General features: G+C 70.2%; 13 protein-coding genes. 4 read left to right on the plus strand and 9 right to left on the minus strand.

Annotated features, from left to right (window positions below):
- Positions 1 to 434 precede the first annotated feature (434 nt).
- The 5 genes from ACRSBM_RS14320 to ACRSBM_RS14340 all read right to left on the minus strand — a co-directional run bounded on the left by ACRSBM_RS14320 (position 435) and on the right by ACRSBM_RS14340 (position 8,278).
- Positions 435 to 3,269, minus strand: a complete 2,835-nt coding sequence (locus ACRSBM_RS14320; protein ID WP_434443842.1) for a carbohydrate-binding protein — start codon at positions 3,267 to 3,269, stop codon at positions 435 to 437.
- A gap of 35 nt (positions 3,270 to 3,304) precedes the next feature.
- Complete coding sequence (locus ACRSBM_RS14325; RefSeq protein WP_434443844.1) at positions 3,305 to 4,168, minus strand: carbohydrate ABC transporter permease; 864 nt, start codon at positions 4,166 to 4,168, stop codon at positions 3,305 to 3,307.
- Positions 4,169 to 4,316: 148 nt separating this feature from the next.
- A complete protein-coding gene (locus ACRSBM_RS14330; RefSeq protein WP_434443846.1) occupies positions 4,317 to 5,273 on the minus strand; it encodes a carbohydrate ABC transporter permease in 957 nt (318 codons plus the stop codon).
- Complete coding sequence (locus tag ACRSBM_RS14335) at positions 5,270 to 6,640, minus strand: ABC transporter substrate-binding protein (RefSeq protein ID WP_434443848.1); 1,371 nt, start codon at positions 6,638 to 6,640, stop codon at positions 5,270 to 5,272. The genes ACRSBM_RS14330 and ACRSBM_RS14335 overlap by 4 nt, the downstream gene beginning before the upstream one ends.
- Positions 6,641 to 6,661: 21 nt before the next feature.
- On the minus strand, positions 6,662 to 8,278 hold the full coding sequence (locus tag ACRSBM_RS14340) for a glycoside hydrolase family 13 protein (RefSeq protein WP_434443850.1): 1,617 nt from the start codon (positions 8,276 to 8,278) through the stop codon (positions 6,662 to 6,664).
- A 107-nt stretch (positions 8,279 to 8,385) separates the two neighbouring features.
- Between ACRSBM_RS14340 and ACRSBM_RS14345 the strand changes: the two genes are divergently transcribed.
- From ACRSBM_RS14345 to ACRSBM_RS14360, 4 genes are all read left to right on the plus strand, one after another.
- Complete coding sequence (locus tag ACRSBM_RS14345) at positions 8,386 to 9,441, plus strand: LacI family DNA-binding transcriptional regulator (protein ID WP_434443852.1); 1,056 nt, start codon at positions 8,386 to 8,388, stop codon at positions 9,439 to 9,441.
- 135 nt (positions 9,442 to 9,576) lie between these two features.
- Complete coding sequence (locus ACRSBM_RS14350; protein WP_434443854.1) at positions 9,577 to 9,702, plus strand: hypothetical protein; 126 nt, start codon at positions 9,577 to 9,579, stop codon at positions 9,700 to 9,702.
- A gap of 258 nt (positions 9,703 to 9,960) precedes the next feature.
- Positions 9,961 to 13,056: a PA14 domain-containing protein gene (locus ACRSBM_RS14355; protein ID WP_434443856.1), complete on the plus strand. Its 3,096-nt coding sequence runs from the start codon at positions 9,961 to 9,963 to the stop codon at positions 13,054 to 13,056.
- A 39-nt stretch (positions 13,057 to 13,095) separates the two neighbouring features.
- The gene (locus ACRSBM_RS14360) at positions 13,096 to 14,109 is read left to right on the plus strand and encodes a LacI family DNA-binding transcriptional regulator (RefSeq protein WP_434443858.1); all 1,014 of its coding nucleotides are present in this window, start codon (positions 13,096 to 13,098) and stop codon (positions 14,107 to 14,109) included.
- Positions 14,110 to 14,140: 31 nt separating this feature from the next.
- Here ACRSBM_RS14360 and ACRSBM_RS14365 read toward each other — a convergent pair whose 3' ends face one another.
- The 4 genes from ACRSBM_RS14365 to ACRSBM_RS14380 form a co-directional block, all read right to left on the minus strand.
- The gene (locus ACRSBM_RS14365) at positions 14,141 to 14,608 is read right to left on the minus strand and encodes a DUF305 domain-containing protein (protein WP_434443860.1); all 468 of its coding nucleotides are present in this window, start codon (positions 14,606 to 14,608) and stop codon (positions 14,141 to 14,143) included.
- Between the two features lie 50 nt (positions 14,609 to 14,658).
- Complete coding sequence (locus tag ACRSBM_RS14370; protein ID WP_434443861.1) at positions 14,659 to 15,567, minus strand: DUF1996 domain-containing protein; 909 nt, start codon at positions 15,565 to 15,567, stop codon at positions 14,659 to 14,661.
- 186 nt (positions 15,568 to 15,753) lie between these two features.
- A complete protein-coding gene (locus ACRSBM_RS14375) occupies positions 15,754 to 16,854 on the minus strand; it encodes a sensor histidine kinase (RefSeq protein ID WP_434443863.1) in 1,101 nt (366 codons plus the stop codon).
- A complete protein-coding gene (locus tag ACRSBM_RS14380) occupies positions 16,847 to 17,512 on the minus strand; it encodes a response regulator transcription factor (protein WP_434443865.1) in 666 nt (221 codons plus the stop codon). The genes ACRSBM_RS14375 and ACRSBM_RS14380 overlap by 8 nt, the downstream gene beginning before the upstream one ends.
- Positions 17,513 to 17,609 lie beyond the last annotated feature (97 nt).

Below are 17,609 nucleotides of genomic sequence, written 5' to 3' on the forward strand. Positions count from 1 at the left end.
TGGCCTCCGCGATCATCAGTGGTGTCCGGCCCGCCGCTGTCGTCTGCTGACACGATGCCAGTCGTCCCAGCGAGGACACCGGTCTGGAGTCCGGATCGGGTGAACCCGGCAGATTCCGAAAGGTTCTCCGGAGCCCTGCCAGGCGGCTGGGTGTGGCCGCGCCGAGTTCGTGGAGGCCGTGGCCGACGTCCTCGTGGGACCCCTGCCGCGCCCGCGCCGAACGTTCGCCTGAGAAGGGAGAGCAGTGCGGAGCGACGGCCACGGCCAGGACCACAGCCGCGTTGGCGGCAACGCGACTGTGGTCGATCTGCGTAGACCTTCGCCCTTGCCCTCACTGTGGCAGCCGGGCAGTGCGGGTACCGCGGTTCGGTGGCGACGTTGCGCGTCTGCCAGAACGCTCCAGGGCACCCGTCAGCCTGGAGATCCCGCTGCCGTCAGATGCCCGAGTTGCCCTCTCCCAGCGTCAGAGCGAACCCCTGGGCGTTGAGCAGCCCGCCGGAGGACGCCCGGCTCACCCTGGTGTTGGAGATCGTGCCGCTGCCGGCGGCCTGGATCTCGAAGCCCCACGTGGCGCCGTCGATGGTGAGGCGGTCGAAGGTGATCGGGGTCATCGTCTTCTGCCAGCTCATCAGGACGCCCTGGTAGCTGCTGTCGGTGATGGTCAGGTCGGTGATCACGACCGGGGTGCGGATCTCGTGGTCGGCTGTGTAGATCCACAGCGCGCCGATCGCCGAGTTCCAGTTCGGCTCGAAGCTGCCCGCGCGGAGCAGGGTGTTGCGGCGCACGGTTGTCGTGCCGCTGAACGGAACCGGCTGGTGCCAGGTGCTCACCGCGATGCCGGAGCCCGAGGTGACGATGTCCGAGACGTGGTTGTCCTCGATGCGGTTGTCCGTGCCGCCGTACACCGCGATGCCGTTGGCGCCCGCCGGTAGCTGCACCGTGTTGTGGGTGAACGCGCCTCGGGTCACCGGTGCGCCTTCGGACCACATCGCCAGGCCGTCGTCGCCGTTGTTGCGGGTGGTGGACTGGTCGATCCTGGTGTCGACGACGTTGCCGTTCAGGTTCACGCCGTCCGCGAACGTGTTGCGGATGCGCAGGCCGACGGCGTACAGGCCGGTGGTGCCGTTGTCCGCCCAGAGGCCGACCTTCGTGTGCTCGATCCAGAGGTTCTGCAGCAGCGAACCGGTGCCGAAGTTGCCTTCCAGCGCGGGGTCGGAGCCGTTGTCCTCGCGGACCCGGACGTCGCCGAAGATCGCCAGGTCGGCGATCGTCACCTTGCCGGTGGCGACGAAGCCGCCTTCGGGACCGGTGCCCTGGATGACCGAGTGCCACGGGCCGGCGCCGATGATCCGCACGTTGCCCACGGTGATGCGCGATGAGATGCGGAACGTGCCCGCCGGCACCCACACAGGCCTGTTCTGGGCGGCGCCCTCCGCGATCGCCGCGGTGATGGCGGCGGTGGCGTCCGACCCGTTGTCCGGCACGGCGCCGTGCGCGGTGATCGACACGGCGTTCGCCGGCGCGGTTGCCGCGGCCGGTACCGCTTCGGCCTCCACGAAGTCGAGCACGTACGGCAGCGCGTTCGCGGTGTCCACCTGGAACTTCAGTTCGGTGCCCGCCGCCCAGGAGCCCAGGACCCTGGTCTCGTCGAAGAACCGGTGCCCGCCGCCCAGCGCCGGGTTGTTGAAGTACGGGTAGTCGCCGTACACCCAGCTGTACTCCGACGTCAGCGTGATGTCGCGGACCTTCGTGCCGCCCGCGTACAACGAGATCGGTGCACGCCGGCCCGCGCCGTCCGCGGTGTCCGGGATCGAGTAACGCAGCACCAGGCCGTTCGCCGGGGCCGTCAGCTTCACGGTGACGTGCTCGCCCACAGCGTCGAGAACCACGGCCCGCCGGCCGCTGGCCTCGGACTGGATCTGCCGGTACGCGCGGTTCTCCGCGAGCACCGTGCCGTTCGTGGTGGAGGTTTCGGCCTCGTAGGTCGTGTAGGGCACCGTGGCCCCGCGCTCGGCGAGCGCGCCCTCGCCGGTCACCGCGATGCTGTCGACCGCCACGTCCGCCGCGGTCGTGCTCGACAGGCCGACGGTGTTCACTCCTGCCCGCAACGGTACTGTCGCCGTCGCCGTGCGCCACCCGGTGCCCGCCGTGAAGGACACCGTGCCCGCGTCCCGGCCGTTGACCGTCAACGCCAGCGTCGCGTTCGACGTGCTCTGGAACCGCACGGTGACGGTCGCGTTCCCGGCGCTGTCGGCCTTCAGCGTCCGGACCACCCGTGCGCCGACGGTGCCGAACCCGGCGACGTAACCCGGCCCCGAGTAGCCACTCAGTCCTGTCTGGACGGACGCGCCACCGGAGCGGAACGCCGATTCGGCTTCACCGGGTCCGGCCTGGACCGCGGTGCCGACGGTGAGGCTGTCGAGGTTGAGGTTGCCGGAGTCGCCCGAGTCGAACGCCAGCGCGACGTCGTGCTGCCCGGCGCTCAGCTGGACCTGCTCGGTCGAGGTCGTCCAGGTGTCCCAGTTCGCCGTGGTCGGCAGCGAGATCTGCCGTTGCCGCGCGCCGTCGACGTACAGCGACAGGGTGCGGACCGAGCCGGTGCCGTTCGCCAGCCGGAACACAAGGTCGTGCCGGCCGGAGGAGGCGGCGGTGACCCGGAACGTGGTGCGCGCGGTACCCCGGTTCGCGTCGACGTAGCCGCCGACGAACCCGCTGCCGGTGTACCCGGCGTGGTCGGTCTGCGCGGCCGCGCCACCACTCAGCGTCGCGTTCTCCGCCTCGTAGCCGGGCCCCGACTCGGCGACGGTGCTCGTGACGTCGAGGTGGTCGAGGTTGACGTTGCCGTTGTCAGCGGACCCGAAGCTGTACGCGAGGGTGTGGGAACCCGCCGGCAGCTGGACGGAGACGGGTGCCGTGGTCCAGCTGTCCCAGTTCGCCGTCGGCGGCAACGTGACCTGGCGGGCGGTACCGCCGTCGACCCGCAGCGTGAGGGTGCGCCCGGAGCCGGTGCCGTTGGCGTACCTGAGGTTCAGCGCGTAGGTGCCGGCGGCCGGCGCGGACCACGTGAACGACGTGGTCGCCGCACCTCGGTTCGCATCGGTGTAGCCGCCGACGAATCCACTGCCGGTGTAGCCGGTGTGGTCGGACTGGACGACCGCGCCGCCGGTCAGCGCGGCGTTCTCGGCCTCGAGGCGCGTGGGGGCCGCGCTCGCCGAAGTGGGCAGAACTGTGGCACACAGGGTGATCAGGGCGGTTGCGAGCGCGCGCAACCATGGCGACGTTGCCATGTGGGGGTTCCGTTCGTTCAGCCCTTCACCGCGCCGCTCAGCGCGCCGCCGTTGAGGAACAGGCGCTGGAAGACGAGGAAGAGCGCGACAGGGATGAGGGTCGAGATGGCGAGCGCGGCGAGGAACACGTCGAGCTCGACGAACCGCTGGAGCGCGGGCAGACGCACGGACAGCGGTTGTACTGCCGGATCAGGCAGCACCAGCATCGGCCAGAGGAAGTCCTTCCACGACGCGATGACAGCGAACACCGACACCACCCCGAGGATCGGCCGGGACATCGGCAACACGATCGAGACGAACAGCCTTAGAGGACCGGCACCGTCCACCGTCGCGGCCTCGAACACCTCGCGGGGCAGCCCGTCGAGGAACCGCTGCACCAGCAGGACGTTGAACGCGTTCGCGCCCGCCGGCAACCACACCGCCCAGAAGCTGTTGATCAGCGACAGGTCGGTGATCGTGAGGTAGAGCGGCACGAGCAGCACCACCGACGGCACGAACAGCGTCGCCAGCACGACCCCGGTGACGACCTTGCGGTAGCGCGGGCGCAACACCGACAGGGCGAACCCGGCCGTCATCGCGACCAGCAACTGCACCGCCCACGCGCCGAACGCGAGCAGCACCGTGTTCAGGAAGTACTTGTCGATCTCCACCCGCGTCCACGCCGTGACGAGGTTCGCGAAGTCGAACCCGTTCGGCCACAACGCGAGCGGCTCGCGCAACGTGTCCTGCGTCGGCGTGATCGCGGCCTTCGCCAGCCACAGGACGGGCCCCAGGCCGATCAGGAGCAGGCCGCCGAGCACCAGGCCCTGCACGGTGCGGAGGCCGCGGCGGACGGCCGGGGTCTTGCGGTCGTAGGAGGAGAGGACGCCTCGGTCGGTCATCGGGTCCTCCTGTCGGTGGTTGGGTGGCGGGTGACCGGTGGCGTGATCACGTTGGGGGAGAGGACGTTTCCGGTGCGGACGTGGTGCCGGATCGGCTGGTTGTTCCGGTTGCGGGCCGGGAGGTGGCCGGCGGCGGGCGCGCGGGCCGTCACGACGTGGCCCACGAGCGGGTGAGGCGGAAGTACAGGGCGGAGAGCAGGGCCAGCACGACGGCGAGCATGAGGCTGAGGGCGGTGGCCGCGCCGTAGTCGCCGCCGAGGCTGGAGGCGAACGCGTAGTTGTAGATCAGCAGGAGAACGGTGGTGGTCTGGTTCGCCGGGCCGCCGCCGGTGAACAGGAACGGTTCCAGGAAGACCTGGGCCGTGCCGACGATCTGCAGGATGAACGTGATGAGCAGGACGCCCCGCAGCTGGGGCAGCGTCACGTGCCAGACCTTGCGCCACACCGAGGCGCCGTCGATCTCGGCGGCCTCGTAGAGCTCCGGCGGCACGCGGGTGAGGGCGGCCAGGTAGATGATGACCGTGCCGCCCATCGCCGCCCAGGTGGACTCCACGACGAGCGACACCATCGCGGTGCCGCCGTCCTGCAGCCACGCCACCGGTGCTACGCCGAACCAGCCCAGCACCGTGTTGAAGAGGCCGTGCGGGCCCGCGTCGTAGAAGAACTTCCACAGCAGCACCGCCACCACCGGTGGGACCACCACGGGCAGGTACGCGAGTGCGCTGTAGAGGCCGCGCATCCGGCGCACCTCGTTCATCAGCACCGCGAGCACGAGTGGCGCGGGGTAGCCGATGAGCAGCGCGAGGAACGCGAACCACAGGGTGTTGCGGACCGCCGTCCACAGCAGCGGGTCGTTCAGCACCGTCACGAAGTTGTCCAGGCCGACGAACTCCGGGGTGTCGACCAGGTTGGTCTGCTGCAGCGACATCACCGCGGTCTGCAGGATCGGGATCCACGAGAACACGCCGAACACCGCGAACATCGGCAGCAGGAACAGCAGGGCCGCGAGGCCGGTGCCGCGGGGCCGGGTGCGGCGGCGGAGCGGGGCGGCAGACCGCGCGGCGGTGCGTGGCGCGGCCTGCCTGGCCGGGGCGGTGGTGGTCACTTGCGGTCCAGCAACGCCTGCGCCTGCGACTCCGCCTGAGCCAGCAACGCGGGCACGTCCGCGTTCCGGTCCGTCAGCGCCGCCTGCACCACGGGGTCGAGCAACGCGTAGACCTGCTGGGTCGACCTGGTCGGCTCCGGCACGAGCGGTTGCGCGAACATGCGGTCCGTGTACGGCTTCATCTGCTGCACCGGCACGTTGACGTACTGCGCGATCCACTGCTGACGCTGCTCGTGCAGGGCGCGGTCGAACACCGGCAACTCGGGTGAGCCGACCGCCTGCGACGTCTCGGCCGTCGTCTTCGCGTCCGCCACGGCCTGGGCCTGCTCGGTCAGCTTCGACAGGTAGTAGAAGTCGATCCACTTCACGCCCGCCGAGATCACCGCGGCGGACGACTTCGCCCTCACCACGGCGAGCGAGCCGCCGCCGAGCACACCGGCGGTGCCACTGTCCGCCAGGGGGATCGTGGTGATGCCGTAGTCCTCGGCCTTCAGCGCGTTCTGTGCCTTGAGCGAGCCGTAGTTGCCGCCGCCGGAGACGTACATGCCGATGCGGCCCGCCGCGAAGTCCTGGTTGATCGTGGCCCAGTCGTAGAGGAAGTTCGCGCCCATGCTGTTGTCCGCCCACCGCATGTCCTGCAGCGTCTTGAGCGCGGCCCGCATCTCTGGCGTGTTGAGCGTGGACTTCGCGCTGTCACCGGAGAGCTGCTCGATCCGGCCGCCGAACGCGTAGCCGAGCGTGGTGAGGACCCAGCCGCCGGTGTTGCCGGCCGTCATCTGGGCGTAGCCGGCCTGGCCGGTGCGCTCGGCGATCTGCTTGGCGGCGGAACGCACCTCGGCCCACGTGGCGGGAGGGGCGTCCGGGTCGAGCCCCGCCTGCTCGAACAGCGTGCGGTTGTAGTGCAGGGCCTGGCCGTACGCGGCGATCGGCACGGCCTGCATGCTGCCGTCCGCGGCCTGGCCGGCCTTCGCCACCGACGCGTTGAACCCCTTGGCGTACGGCAGCTTCGCGACCTCGCCGCCGATGTCCGCGACCTGCTTGCGCTCGATCAGCCCGCGGCCGTCGGTGAACGGCACGGTGAACACCGCGGGCAGCGTGCCGCCCGCGAGCTGGGCGGTGAACGTCGTCGCGTCCCACTTGTACTCCTGGGGCTGCACGTCGACGTCCGGGTGCGCCTTCTCGAACTCGGCGACGCGGGTGTTGAACGCGTCGATCGCGCCCTTCTCCAGCCCGGGGTCGATCGCGACCGTCAGGGCGAGCCGGCCGCCGGATCCCTCCGGTTCACCACCGGCGCACGCGGAGAGGGCGAACGCCGCGGTGAGCATGGTCGCTGTCAGCACCGGGGCGGTGGTTCTCGAGGACTTCATCGTCGCTCCTTGCAGGATGGCTCACACACGCAGCCAGGCGGCGGCGTCGGGGGAGAGGTGGCCGGCGCGCACCGGCTCGCTGGCGAGCAGCACTTCGATGTGCGGCGGGAGGGGAACGGGGGTGGTGCCGAGGTTGACGACGCAGGCGAAGCCGGCGCCACGGCGGAACGCGAGCACGTCCGCGCCCACGTCGAGCCAGGAGAAGTCCTCGCCGCCGAGCTGCCTGCGCAGCGCCAGCAACGAGCGGTAGAGGCTCAGCACCGAGCCGGGGTCGGACTCCTGCCGCTGCACCGAGTACGCGCCCCAGCCGGTGGGCTGCGGGAGCCACGGCTCTGAGACCGCCCCCTGGGGACTGAACCCGAACGCGCTGCCGGCCTCCGTCCACGGCAGCGGGACGCGGCACCCGTCCCGGCCGGGGTCGAGCCCGTCGGAACGGAAGAACATCGGGTCCTGCAGCACGTCGAGCGGCAGGTCCTCCACCTCGGGCAGCCCGAGCTCGTCGCCCTGGTAGACGTACAGCGAACCGGGCAGGGCGCCCGTCAGCAGAGCCGCCGCGCGAGCCCGTCGCGTGCCCTTGCCCAAATCCGTCGCGATGCCGAACCTCCGCGCCTCGAACCCGAACGAGCTGTCCTCGCGCCCGTACCGGGTGGCGGGCCGGGTGACGTCGTGGTTCGCCAGCACCCAGGTGGCGGGCGCGCCGACCGGCCGGTGAGCGTCCAGAGTGGACTCGATCGAGCCGCGCAGCGCGGCGGCGGACCACGGGCGGGTCATGAAGTCGAAGTTGAACGCCGTGTGCATCTCGTCGGGCCGCAGGTAGCGGGCGAACCGCTGCTGGTCCGCCAGCCAGACCTCACCGATCAGCACCCTGGGTTCGGCGTAGGAGTCGGCGACCGCGCGCCACCGCCGGTAGATCTCGTGCACCTCGTCGCGGTCGACGAACGGGTGGCCCGCCGCCTCGTCCACCCCGGGGAACCCGGGGTCCTTGACCGGCATGGTCGCCGAGTCGATGCGGATGCCCGCCACGCCGCGGTCGAACCAGAAGCGCAGCACGGCCTCGTGCTCGCGCCACACGTCCGGGTGATTCCAGTTGAGGTCGGGCTGCTGCGGGGCGAACAGGTGCAGGTACCACTCGCCGGGCGTGCCGTCCGGGTCCGTGGTGCGGGTCCACGTGCCGCCGGAGAAGCTCGACACCCAGTCGGTGGGCGGGAGCTCGCCGTGCTCACCCCGGCCGGGCCGGAACCAGAAGCGCTCCCGTTCGGGTGAACCCGGCCCCGCCGCCAGCGCCGCCTGGAACCAGGCGTGCTGGTCGGACACGTGGTTCGGCACCACGTCGACGATGGTGCGGATGCCGAGCTCCGCGGCCTCGGCGATCAGCTGCTCGGCCGCGGCCAGGTCGCCGAACGCCGGGTCGATCGCCCGGTAGTCGGCGACGTCGTAGCCGCCGTCCGCGAGCGGGGAGGCGTACCAGGGCGTGAACCAGAGCGCGTCCACCCCGAGCGAGGCGAGATAGGGCAACCGTGATCGCACGCCTGCGAGATCGCCCACGCCATCGCCGTCGCCGTCGGCGAAACTGCGCGGGTAAATCTGGTAGATCACCGCGTCCCGCCACCAGTCCGCGCTGCTCGCGACCCTGGTCACGGATGGTGCGACGGAAATGCTCCTGCTCACGTCGACCCCGATCTGACTGGAGAGGTTGAAAGTAGGTTTAGCGCTCAACCAGAAATGACGGTAATGTGACCCGTGCCATGCTGTCAACCGAGCGGCAGCCGAGCGGGGAAGGCGGGATCGCGAGCGTGCGGGTCACGTTGAAGGACATCGCCCAGAGGGCGGGCGTCAGCATGATGACGGTCTCGAACGTCATCAACGGCAACAGCGCGCGGGTCTCGCCCGCGACGATCGAGCGGATCCAGCGGATCGTCGTCGAGCTGGGCTACGTGCCGAGCCACTCGGCGCGCAGCCTCGCCGCGAAGTCGTCGCGCATGGTCGGCGTGCTGGTGCCGGCGGCCGACGAGGAGAGCCTGACGATCAGCCCGCACAACGTCGCGATCATCGGCCAGCTGGAACGAGAGCTGCGCAAGCGCGCCTACGACGTGCTGCTGCGCGGCATCGCCCGGCCGGGGGAGGTCGCGGAGGCGCTGCGGGCCTGGAACCTGGACGGGGCCCTGCTGCTCGGCTTCCTCGACGAGGAGATCGGCACGTTCACCGCGAGCTCGGCCGGCCGCACCCGGATCGTGGCGGTGGACAGCTACGCGGACAACCCGGTGACCAGGGGTGTGCGCACCGACGACTTCACCGGGGGCCGGTTGGCCGCCGAGCACCTGCGGGCCCTCGGCCACGTCGACGTCGTGTTCGCCGGCCCGCGTTTCGCCGGCCAGGGCGTTGTGTGGCAACGCTTCCAGGGCTTCAACGAGGGGTTCGGTGAGTGCGCGGTCGAAGCGGCCAACACCACCTACGACGACGGCGTCGCGCTGGGCCGCCGGCTGCGCGCCGAGCATCCGTCGGCCACGGCCGTGTTCGCCACGGCCGACATCCTCGCCATCGGTGTCGTGGCCGGGCTGCAGGAGACCGGCGTGCGCGTGCCGGACGACATCTCGGTGATGGGATTCGACGACCTCGACCTGTGCCGGTACGTCCGGCCGACGCTGACCACGATCGCGCAGGACCTCCCGGCGAAGGCGGCGACGGCCGTGGCGATGCTGATCGCGGAGATCGAACGCGACGAGGCGCCGCCGGCGAGCGCCACCTTGGAGGTCCGTCTCGTGGAGAGGGGGTCTACCGGTCCGGTGGCTTCGCCTGGGTGAGGTGGTCGCCGGCTGTGGGTGGGGCGAGCAGTGGTGGGGCGGTGGGTTGGGCTCAGCACGCCTCGTCGCGGGCATTGTGTCCGCCGCCCTTGTCGAGGTGAAGGACGGAGGTCGGCTCTTTGGGGAGGGCCGCTGGTGAGGGTCGAGACGAACGGCGTCTTCGCCGTGCGGACCCGGTCCGGCGACGGCCGGCTCTCCGCGGCGAACCGTGGCGGCGGACCGTTCGTGACGGTCGAGACCACCCCCGACCTCGCGGAGTAGACCCAGCCGGCTGCTGTCCGCGCCCCGCAGCACAGGCCCCAGCAGCGAGCAGCGGATCGGATGAGCAGGCAGGGCGCGGAACGGCGCTTCCTCGGGCGCCAGGTCCGGAACCCGCAGCCCGGCAGCCGCGAAACAGCGAAACTTGTCCGGTTTGACATGGCCGATACCTCCGAACGGCCGTAGCCCGGCCACCGAACCGTGTGCGTGGATGTAGGGGAGCGCTCTTACAACGTTGTAAAACGAAGGGGATCTTCGCCGATGAAGAAAGCCGCCCCCGTACTCGTCGCTCTGCTGCTGGCGTTGGGCGTTGCGCCCGGTACGCCGTCAGCGGGTGCCGCCGAGCCCGTGCACGGCCTGAAGGGCGAGTACTTCAGCATGTCTGCGCCGGGTGCGCGGGACTTCGCCAACCTGGCCGGCACGGTGCTCGACTCCGAGGTGAACCACTCGGACCTGACTTCGGTGTTCGGGTTCCTGGCCGGCCGCACCGAGCACACGACGGCCCGCTGGACCGGGCAGATCGCGGTGCCGCAGACCGGCGACTACACGTTCTACGCCATCGGTGACAACGGGTTCCGCCTGCTGATCGACGACAAGCCGGTGATCGACCACTGGGTCGGGGACTGGGACCGGGAGCAGACCAGTGCCCCGGTGACGCTCACCGCCGGGCGCCAGTACGCCTTCAAGCTGGAGATGTTCCAGGACGTCGGTGGCGCCAACATGTTCCTGCGCTGGTCGAGTGCGACCACGCCGAAGCAGATCGTGCCGGAGTCGGCGTTCACGCCGCCGTCGGACTTCCAGGTCGTGCCGCGCACGGCAGGGGTCTCGAAGGACGGCCGGGTGCTGACGGCGGACTTCGACGCCCGCGTCTCCGGGATCGGTGACCTGAAGGAACACCTTCAGGTCGAGGTCGACGCGACGCCGATGCCGATCTCGCTCGTTACGACGAACCGGAACCGCCTCACGATCCGGCTGGCCGAGGAAGTGCTGAAGGACCAGCGGGTCCGCATCTTCTACGACGGCGCCGGCTCGCTGGCCGCCGGCGGCAAGAAGGTCGAGAAGACCGCGCGCACCGTCAAGAACGCCTCGGTCGAGCGGCTGAGGACGCCGTGGGGCGAGAACTTCGACCCGCGCAACCCGTTGCCGGAGTACCCGCGGCCGCAGCTCGAACGTGACAAGTGGGTCAACCTCAACGGACCGTGGGAGTTCGCGGGCGCCAAGGCCGGCGAGCAGCCGAGGTTCGGGCAGCGGTTGCCGGAGAAGGTGATCGTGCCGTTCCCGATCGAGTCGCAGCTCTCCGGGCTGGAGCGGCACGAGGACCACATGTTCTACCGCAGGACGGTGTCGGTCCCGCACGACTGGAAGATCGGTTCGGGACAGCGGCTGAAGCTCAACTTCGGCGCGGTCGACCACCAGGCGAAGGTCTGGGTGAACGGCAAGCTGGTCGCGGAGCACTCCGGCGGCTACACGGCGTTCAGCGCGGACATCACCGACGCGCTCAAGCGCGGTCAGCAGGAGATCATCGTCGGGGTCACCGACACCACCGGCCCGCACCAGCCCAAGGGCAAGCAGTCGCGCAACCCCAGCGGCATCTTCTACACGTCGTCGTCGGGCATCTGGCAGACCGTGTGGATGGAGCCGGTGGCGGACAAGGGGATCGACGAGGTCAAGATGACCCCGGACCTCGCCACGAGCTCGCTGTCGCTGAACGTGAAGTCCGCCGGCGGCGCCACCGTCACGGCGGTCGCCAGGGACGCCAGGGGCAAGCAGGTCGGCACGGTCACCGGACCGGCGAACTCGAACCTCAAGCTGCCGGTGCCGGACGCGCACCTGTGGACGCCGGACGACCCGTACCTCTACCAGCTCGACGTCACCCTCGGCAGGGACAAGGTCAAGAGCTACTTCGGCATGCGGTCCATCGGCATGACGAACATCGGCGGCACGCCGAAGCTGACGCTCAACGGCCAGCCGATCTTCAACCTGATGCAGCTGGACCAGGGCTTCTACCCGGACGGCCTGAACACCGCGCCGAGTGACGACGCGCTCGTGTTCGACCTGAAGGCGCAGAAGGACCTCGGCTTCAACTCGGTCCGCAAGCACATCAAGGCCGAGCCCGCCCGCTGGTACTACCACGCGGACCGGCTGGGACTGCTGGTGTGGCAGGACTTCGTGTCCCTTGAGGACGGCAGCAACCCCGCGGCACAGCAGGCGTTCCTCACCGAGAGCCGCGAGCTGATGCAGCAGCTGCACAACTACCCGTCGATCTACGCGTGGATCGTGTTCAACGAGGGCTGGGGCGAGTGGGACCGCACCGTCACCGGGCAGATCACCGACGACGTCAAGGCCGCCGATCCGAGCCGGATCGTCAGCGCCCACAGCGGTGTGAACTGCTGCGCCTCCAAGGGTGACTCGGGCAGGGGCGACGTCATCGACCACCACGACTACAACAACACCGACCCGGCCCGCCCGGACGGCAAGCGCGTCGTGATGGACGGCGAGCACGGCGGCTTCACGCTGCGCACGCCGGGACACCAGTGGCCCGGTACGCCGATCGCGATCTACAGCGGTGTGGCGGACAAGGCGGCGCTGACGGCGAAGTACGTCGACAACACCCGCACGTTCTACCTGGGCCAGGCACGCCAGGAGTTGTCCGCGTCGGTTTACACGCAGGTCACCGACCTGGAGGGCGAGCTCAACGGGCTCTGGACCTACGACCGCAAGCGCATCAAGGTCGACCCCGGTCCCGTCCGCGAGATCAACCGGCGGGTGATCGAGGCCGGTGCCAACGCCGGCAAGCCGTACCCGTACGCGGGCAGCGGCGAGTGGAAGCTGAACGAGACCAGGGGAACCTCGGCCAGGGATGCGAGCGGCGGCGGGAACACGCTGACGCTCAGCACGACCGGCGCGACGTGGAAGGACGGCGCGCTGGAGCTCAAGAACGGTTTCGCGGAGTCCTACGGTCCGGTGGTCGACACGACCAAGGACTACTCGGTGTCCGCGACGGTGCGGCTGAACGAGGTGCCCGAGGGCTGGGTCAGCGCCGTGAGCCAGGACGGCCGGCAGCAGGAGAATCCCTTCTACCTGCAGTACGGGCAGGGCGGGTTCGCGTTCAGCACGCCGGGCGGCAACCGCGCCCGGTTCGAGATCACGCCGGAGGTCGGCCGCTGGTACGAGCTGAAGGGTGAGCGGAAGGGCGACGAGATCCGGCTGTACCTGGATGGTGCGCTGGTCGCCACCGCACCGGCGGGGCCGGCGATCGAGAGCACCGGCGCGTTCGCGGTGGGGCGGGCCAAGTTCGGTGGCCGCAACGTCGATTTCTGGCCTGGTGCGATCAAGGACGTCCGCGTGACGTCCTGATGTACGGAGAACGCTCTCCCGACGTGGTACAACCAGGGTATGAGCAAGGTTGCGCCCACGCTGGAGGACGTCGCGAGAGTCGCGGGCGTGTCCCGCGCGACGGTCTCGCGGGTCGTCAACGGAACGCGCAACGTCGACCCTGAGCTCCAGGAGACGGTGCGCAACGCGATCGAGCAGACCGGGTACACGCCCAACCGCGTGGCCCGGTCTCTCGTCACCAGGCGCACGGGCACGGTCGCGCTGGTGATCTCCGGCGCGGGCGGGGGATCGGACGTGTTCACCGATCCGTTCTTCGGCCGGGTGACCGCGGGCGTGGTCGACTTCCTGCGGTCGCACAGCGTGCACCCGGTGCTCATGCTCGCCGACTCGGACCCCGCGCGGACCGAGGTCGTCGAGTTCCTCAGGCAGGGCAGCGCCGACGGCGCGTTGCTGGTGTCCACCCATCCCGCCGACCCGTTGCCCTCCCGGCTGCTGGAGGCCGGTGTTCCCTCGGCGCTCTACGCGCGGCCCGGCCGGCCGATGCCGATCAGCTACGTCGACATGGACCACCGCGCGGGCGGCAGGATGGCCGCCGACCACCTGGTGGCGGCGGGACGGTACAACGTCGTCACGATCTCCGGCCCGCTGGACGTGCTGGCGAGCCAGGACAGGCACGCCGGGTTCCGCGACGCCATGGCCCGCCACGGGTTTCCGTTCGTCCCGAGCGCGGAGGGCGGGTTCACGGCCGAAAGCGGGGCGTCCGCGATGCACCGGCTCCTCGCCGAGTGTCCCGACCTCGACGCCGTGTTCGCGGCGAACGACCTGATGGCGCAGGCGGCCGTGGGCGTGTTGCAGGAGCACGGGCTCCGCGTTCCCGAGGACGTCGCCGTGGTCGGGTTCGACGACAGCGCGCCGGCGCTGGCCTGCCGCCCGCAGCTCACGACCATCAGGCAGCCGGTGGAGCGGATGGCCGCTCAGATGGCCGACCTGCTGCTGGCAGATCTGGACGAACCGGGACAACGGCCGAAATCCGTCATCTTCGAACCGGAACTCGTCGTACGGGCCTCCGCCTGATCGCACGGGCGGACCCGGCGAACCACGTCCGCTACCCGTGATCGAGCTCGGCGAGCTGGTCCTTGCGGGACGACTCGACGGCCGCCGCGAGCTGTTTGGTCTCGGCGTCCGTTCCGTTCTCCTGTTCGCTGCGGGCGAGCTTCGCGGTCTGGTCGAGGTGCTCGTGCAGCTTCTTCGCGAGCGCGGTGGGATCGGTCCTGATGACCAGCAGGTCGGCCTCGGAGACCAGGCCCGGCATCTGGTGACCCGCGTGCACGTTGGTGTCCGGCAGGCCCGCACGGTCGCGCAACTGTCGCAAGTGGACCAGCTCGTCCGAGTGCGAGGCCCGCAGTGCGGTGGCGAACGCCGCGAGCTCGGGCGGGGCGTGGTCGAGCGCGGGCAGGAGCTGCTCGTTCATCGGGATCATCAGCTGGACCCACGCCGTGTCCGTGCTGTTGAACGGTGACGCGGGCGGTGGCGGTGCGGGAGGCGCGGCGCATCCCGCCAGCAGCAGCAACATGGAGACACCCCAGGGCACGCGCCGCCCTGGGGTGCATGAGGCCGAGAACCTCACTGCGGCAGCCGGTAGTCCGGTCCGAGTGCGGCGCCCCGGTGTGGCTTGTAGAGGTCGTATCCGCGGGGGTCGCATTGCAGGCCGCCGTTGATGCAGTGGCGGACCAGTGCGGCCTGGGTGGGTGCGTCCCAGGCGTTCATGAAGTCGTAGTGCCAGGTGTAGCCGCGGCCGCTGGAGAGCCGGACCTGTGACATGTCACCGGACACCGGGAACGCCATCTTGAACTCGATCATCGGCACGGCGACCGGGTGCGACGCCGGGCATACCAGCGTCCCACGGTCCGGATAGGCCATGTGCGACTTGTGGTCCGCCGAGTCGAGATCACGGCCGTTCCAGCAGCTCGGAGCCTGGTAACGCACGTTGAGCTGGCTGCCCGGCGCGCAGTAGGCCGGGATGTCCCAGTTGTGGAAGCTGTCGCCGCACTCCCAGCCCTCGACCGCGCCGGGCGCGGTGCGGAACTCCTCCTGCGACGCCGTGGGACTGCCGACGACGAACCGGATCCCCGGCGGGAACGGCACGACGTCCTGGTACCTCAGGATCCCGGACTTGTAGTAGATCACCTGAGGGAAGTTCGGCGGCACGACCTGGTCGCCGTTGAGCACCGAGGGGAACCAGTACGCCGACTTGTCGTCCGGCGTCCTGCAGTTCGTCTGACCTGACTTGAGCGAGTCGTTGGTGCTGTTCGCGTTGGTGGAGCTGTTGCCGAGGAACGTGTGGAGATGCGACGCGCCCGGCAGTCCCGGGAAGACGATCGGGTCGTCCGGGAGATGTGTCGTGACCGAGCAGTTCGCCTGGAACTCGTGGTGTGTGACCAGGTCGTCGGCCTGGGCCGACTGGGTCGCCACCGCGATCACGGCCGCTACGAGGGCAGCCGTCATCGACAACGCGCTGATTTTCCGGGACACCTGTGTCCTCCTGCCGACGTGGGGAAACCGGCTTGGAGAGCGCTCTCCCACACAGGTTCCCGCTCGCCTCGGTGGGGTGTCAAGACCGGGCTTTTGACACCGCGGACGGCTCGTCGTAGCGTTCGGCGGCAGGGTTGTGAGAGCGCTCTCCGGTATGACAACCCCGAGCTGAGGCGGACGACGCGCTCAGGACACCGCGCCCGGCAGCCGGATCGTGACGCGCAGGCCGCCTTCCGGAAGGGCCACGAGGTCGAGAGCCCCGTCGTGCGCCCGCACGATGCTGTGCACGATCGCCAGCCCGAGGCCCACCCCCGCGTGCCCGTCGGCCCGGACGCGTTCGGTTCCGCGTTGGAACGGCTCGGTGAGCGTCGGCACCAGTTCCTCCGGGAGTCGCTGCCCGGTGTTCTCCACGCGCACCACGCAAGCCTGGTGCTGCGGTTCGGTGTGGACGGTGACGGTGCCGCCGGCCGGGAGGTTGTGCACGATGCCGTTCTGGACGAGGTTCGTGATCATCCGCAGCATCAGTTCCGCGGAGCCGGTCGTCGTGGCCGGTTCCCCGGTGACCTCGATGGCGACCTTGCGCTGTTCGGCGAAGGGGAGCAGGGTCTCGGCCGCCTCTTCGGCGATCAGGGACAGGTCGACGGGCGCGCGGGTGAACGTGCCACGGTCGCCCCGGCTGAGCAGCAGGAGCGCCTCGGTCAGGTCGATCGCGCGCCTGCTGGCGGTGTGGAGGCGGTCGATGAGCTCGCCGTCGACCTTGGAGGGGTCCTGCCGGGCCACGTCGAGGAGCGACTGCGAGATCGCGAGCGGGGTGCGCAGCTCGTGGGAGGCGTTGGCGGCGAAGCGTTGTTGCTCGCCGACGTGCGACTCGAGCTTTTCGAGCATGGTGTCGAAGACGTCGGAGAGCTCGCGGAACTCGTCCGCCTTGCCCGGCAGCCGGATCCGGTGCGACAGCGAGCCGTTCGCGGCCAGCCGCGCCGCGTCCGAGATGGGAGCGAGCGGTGCGAGCATCCGGCCGGCGAGAAGCCAGCCGCCCAGCAGCCCGAACAGCACCAGGAACACCATCGCCACGGCCGCCGCCTTGCCGAAGATGCGGGAGAGCAGGTACCGGTTCGGGCTGATCCCGAGCAGGCCCTGGTCGTTGTCGGGGACGAAGCGCAGCAGGAAGAACCACACCACGACCAGCAGGACGGCACCGCACACGACGACGAAACCGGCGTAGCTGATCGTCAGTTTCAGGCGGGCGCTGAGCCCCGGCCGTCTGGTGCCGGTCGAGGTGTCAGGCATCGGCGTCGATCCGGTAGCCGACGCCCGGCACGGTGGCGATGAGCCACGGCTCGCCCAGCCGCTTGCGCAGGGCCGAGACGGTGATGCGGACGGCGTTGGTGAACGGGTCGGCGTTCTCGTCCCAGGCCCGTTCCAGCAGCTCCTCGGCGCTCACGACACCGCCACCGGCTCCGACGAGCACTTCGAGCACCGCGAACTGCTTGCGGGTGAGCGCGACGTACTGGCCGTCGCGGAACACCTCCCGGCGGAACGGGTCCAGGCGCAGGCCGGCGATCTCGGTGACCGGCGGCCGGGCGTACGCGCGGCGGCGGGCGAGCGCGCGCAGCCGCAGGACGAGTTCGCGCAGCTCGAACGGCTTAGTGAGGTAGTCGTCGGCGCCGAGGCCGAACCCGGACGCCTTGTCGTCGATCCGGTCGGCGGCGGTGAGCATCAGGATCGGGATGCCGCTGCCCGAGGCGATGATCTGCCGGGCCACCTCGTCGCCGGACGGGCCGGGGATGTCGCGGTCGAGCACGGCGAGGTCGTAGGAGTTGACGCTGAGCAGCTCCAGCGCCGTGTCGCCGTCGCCGGCGATGTCGGCGGCGATCGCTTCCAGCCGCAGCCCGTCGCGGACGGCTTCGGCCAGGTGGAGCTCGTCCTCCACGATCAGCACGCGCATGGCGCCAGCCTAGGCAGCACGGCACATCGCTCGCACGTCGTCATCGGACCGCGACGAGCTGCGGCCGGTCCGGCACCACCGCGTGCTTGGGACGCCA

This window comes from Lentzea xerophila, from assembly GCF_051094245.1.
In the GTDB taxonomy this organism is placed as follows: Bacteria; Actinomycetota; Actinomycetes; order Mycobacteriales; family Pseudonocardiaceae; genus Lentzea; species Lentzea xerophila.

Bases quoted from the DNA above. Each gene is read 5' to 3' on its own strand.
- ACRSBM_RS14325 (WP_434443844.1), bottom strand. From the start codon at position 4,168: ATGACCGACCGAGGCGTCCTCTCCTCCTACGACCGCAAGACCCCGGCC.
- ACRSBM_RS14365 (WP_434443860.1), bottom strand. From the start codon at position 14,608: ATGTTGCTGCTGCTGGCGGGATGCGCCGCGCCTCCCGCACCGCCACCG.
- ACRSBM_RS14355 (WP_434443856.1), top strand. From the start codon at position 9,961: ATGAAGAAAGCCGCCCCCGTACTCGTCGCTCTGCTGCTGGCGTTGGGC.
- ACRSBM_RS14345 (WP_434443852.1), top strand. From the start codon at position 8,386: ATGCTGTCAACCGAGCGGCAGCCGAGCGGGGAAGGCGGGATCGCGAGC.
- ACRSBM_RS14375 (WP_434443863.1), bottom strand. From the start codon at position 16,854: ATGCCTGACACCTCGACCGGCACCAGACGGCCGGGGCTCAGCGCCCGC.
- ACRSBM_RS14380 (WP_434443865.1), bottom strand. From the start codon at position 17,512: ATGCGCGTGCTGATCGTGGAGGACGAGCTCCACCTGGCCGAAGCCGTC.
- ACRSBM_RS14360 (WP_434443858.1), top strand. From the start codon at position 13,096: ATGAGCAAGGTTGCGCCCACGCTGGAGGACGTCGCGAGAGTCGCGGGC.
- ACRSBM_RS14335 (WP_434443848.1), bottom strand. From the start codon at position 6,640: ATGAAGTCCTCGAGAACCACCGCCCCGGTGCTGACAGCGACCATGCTC.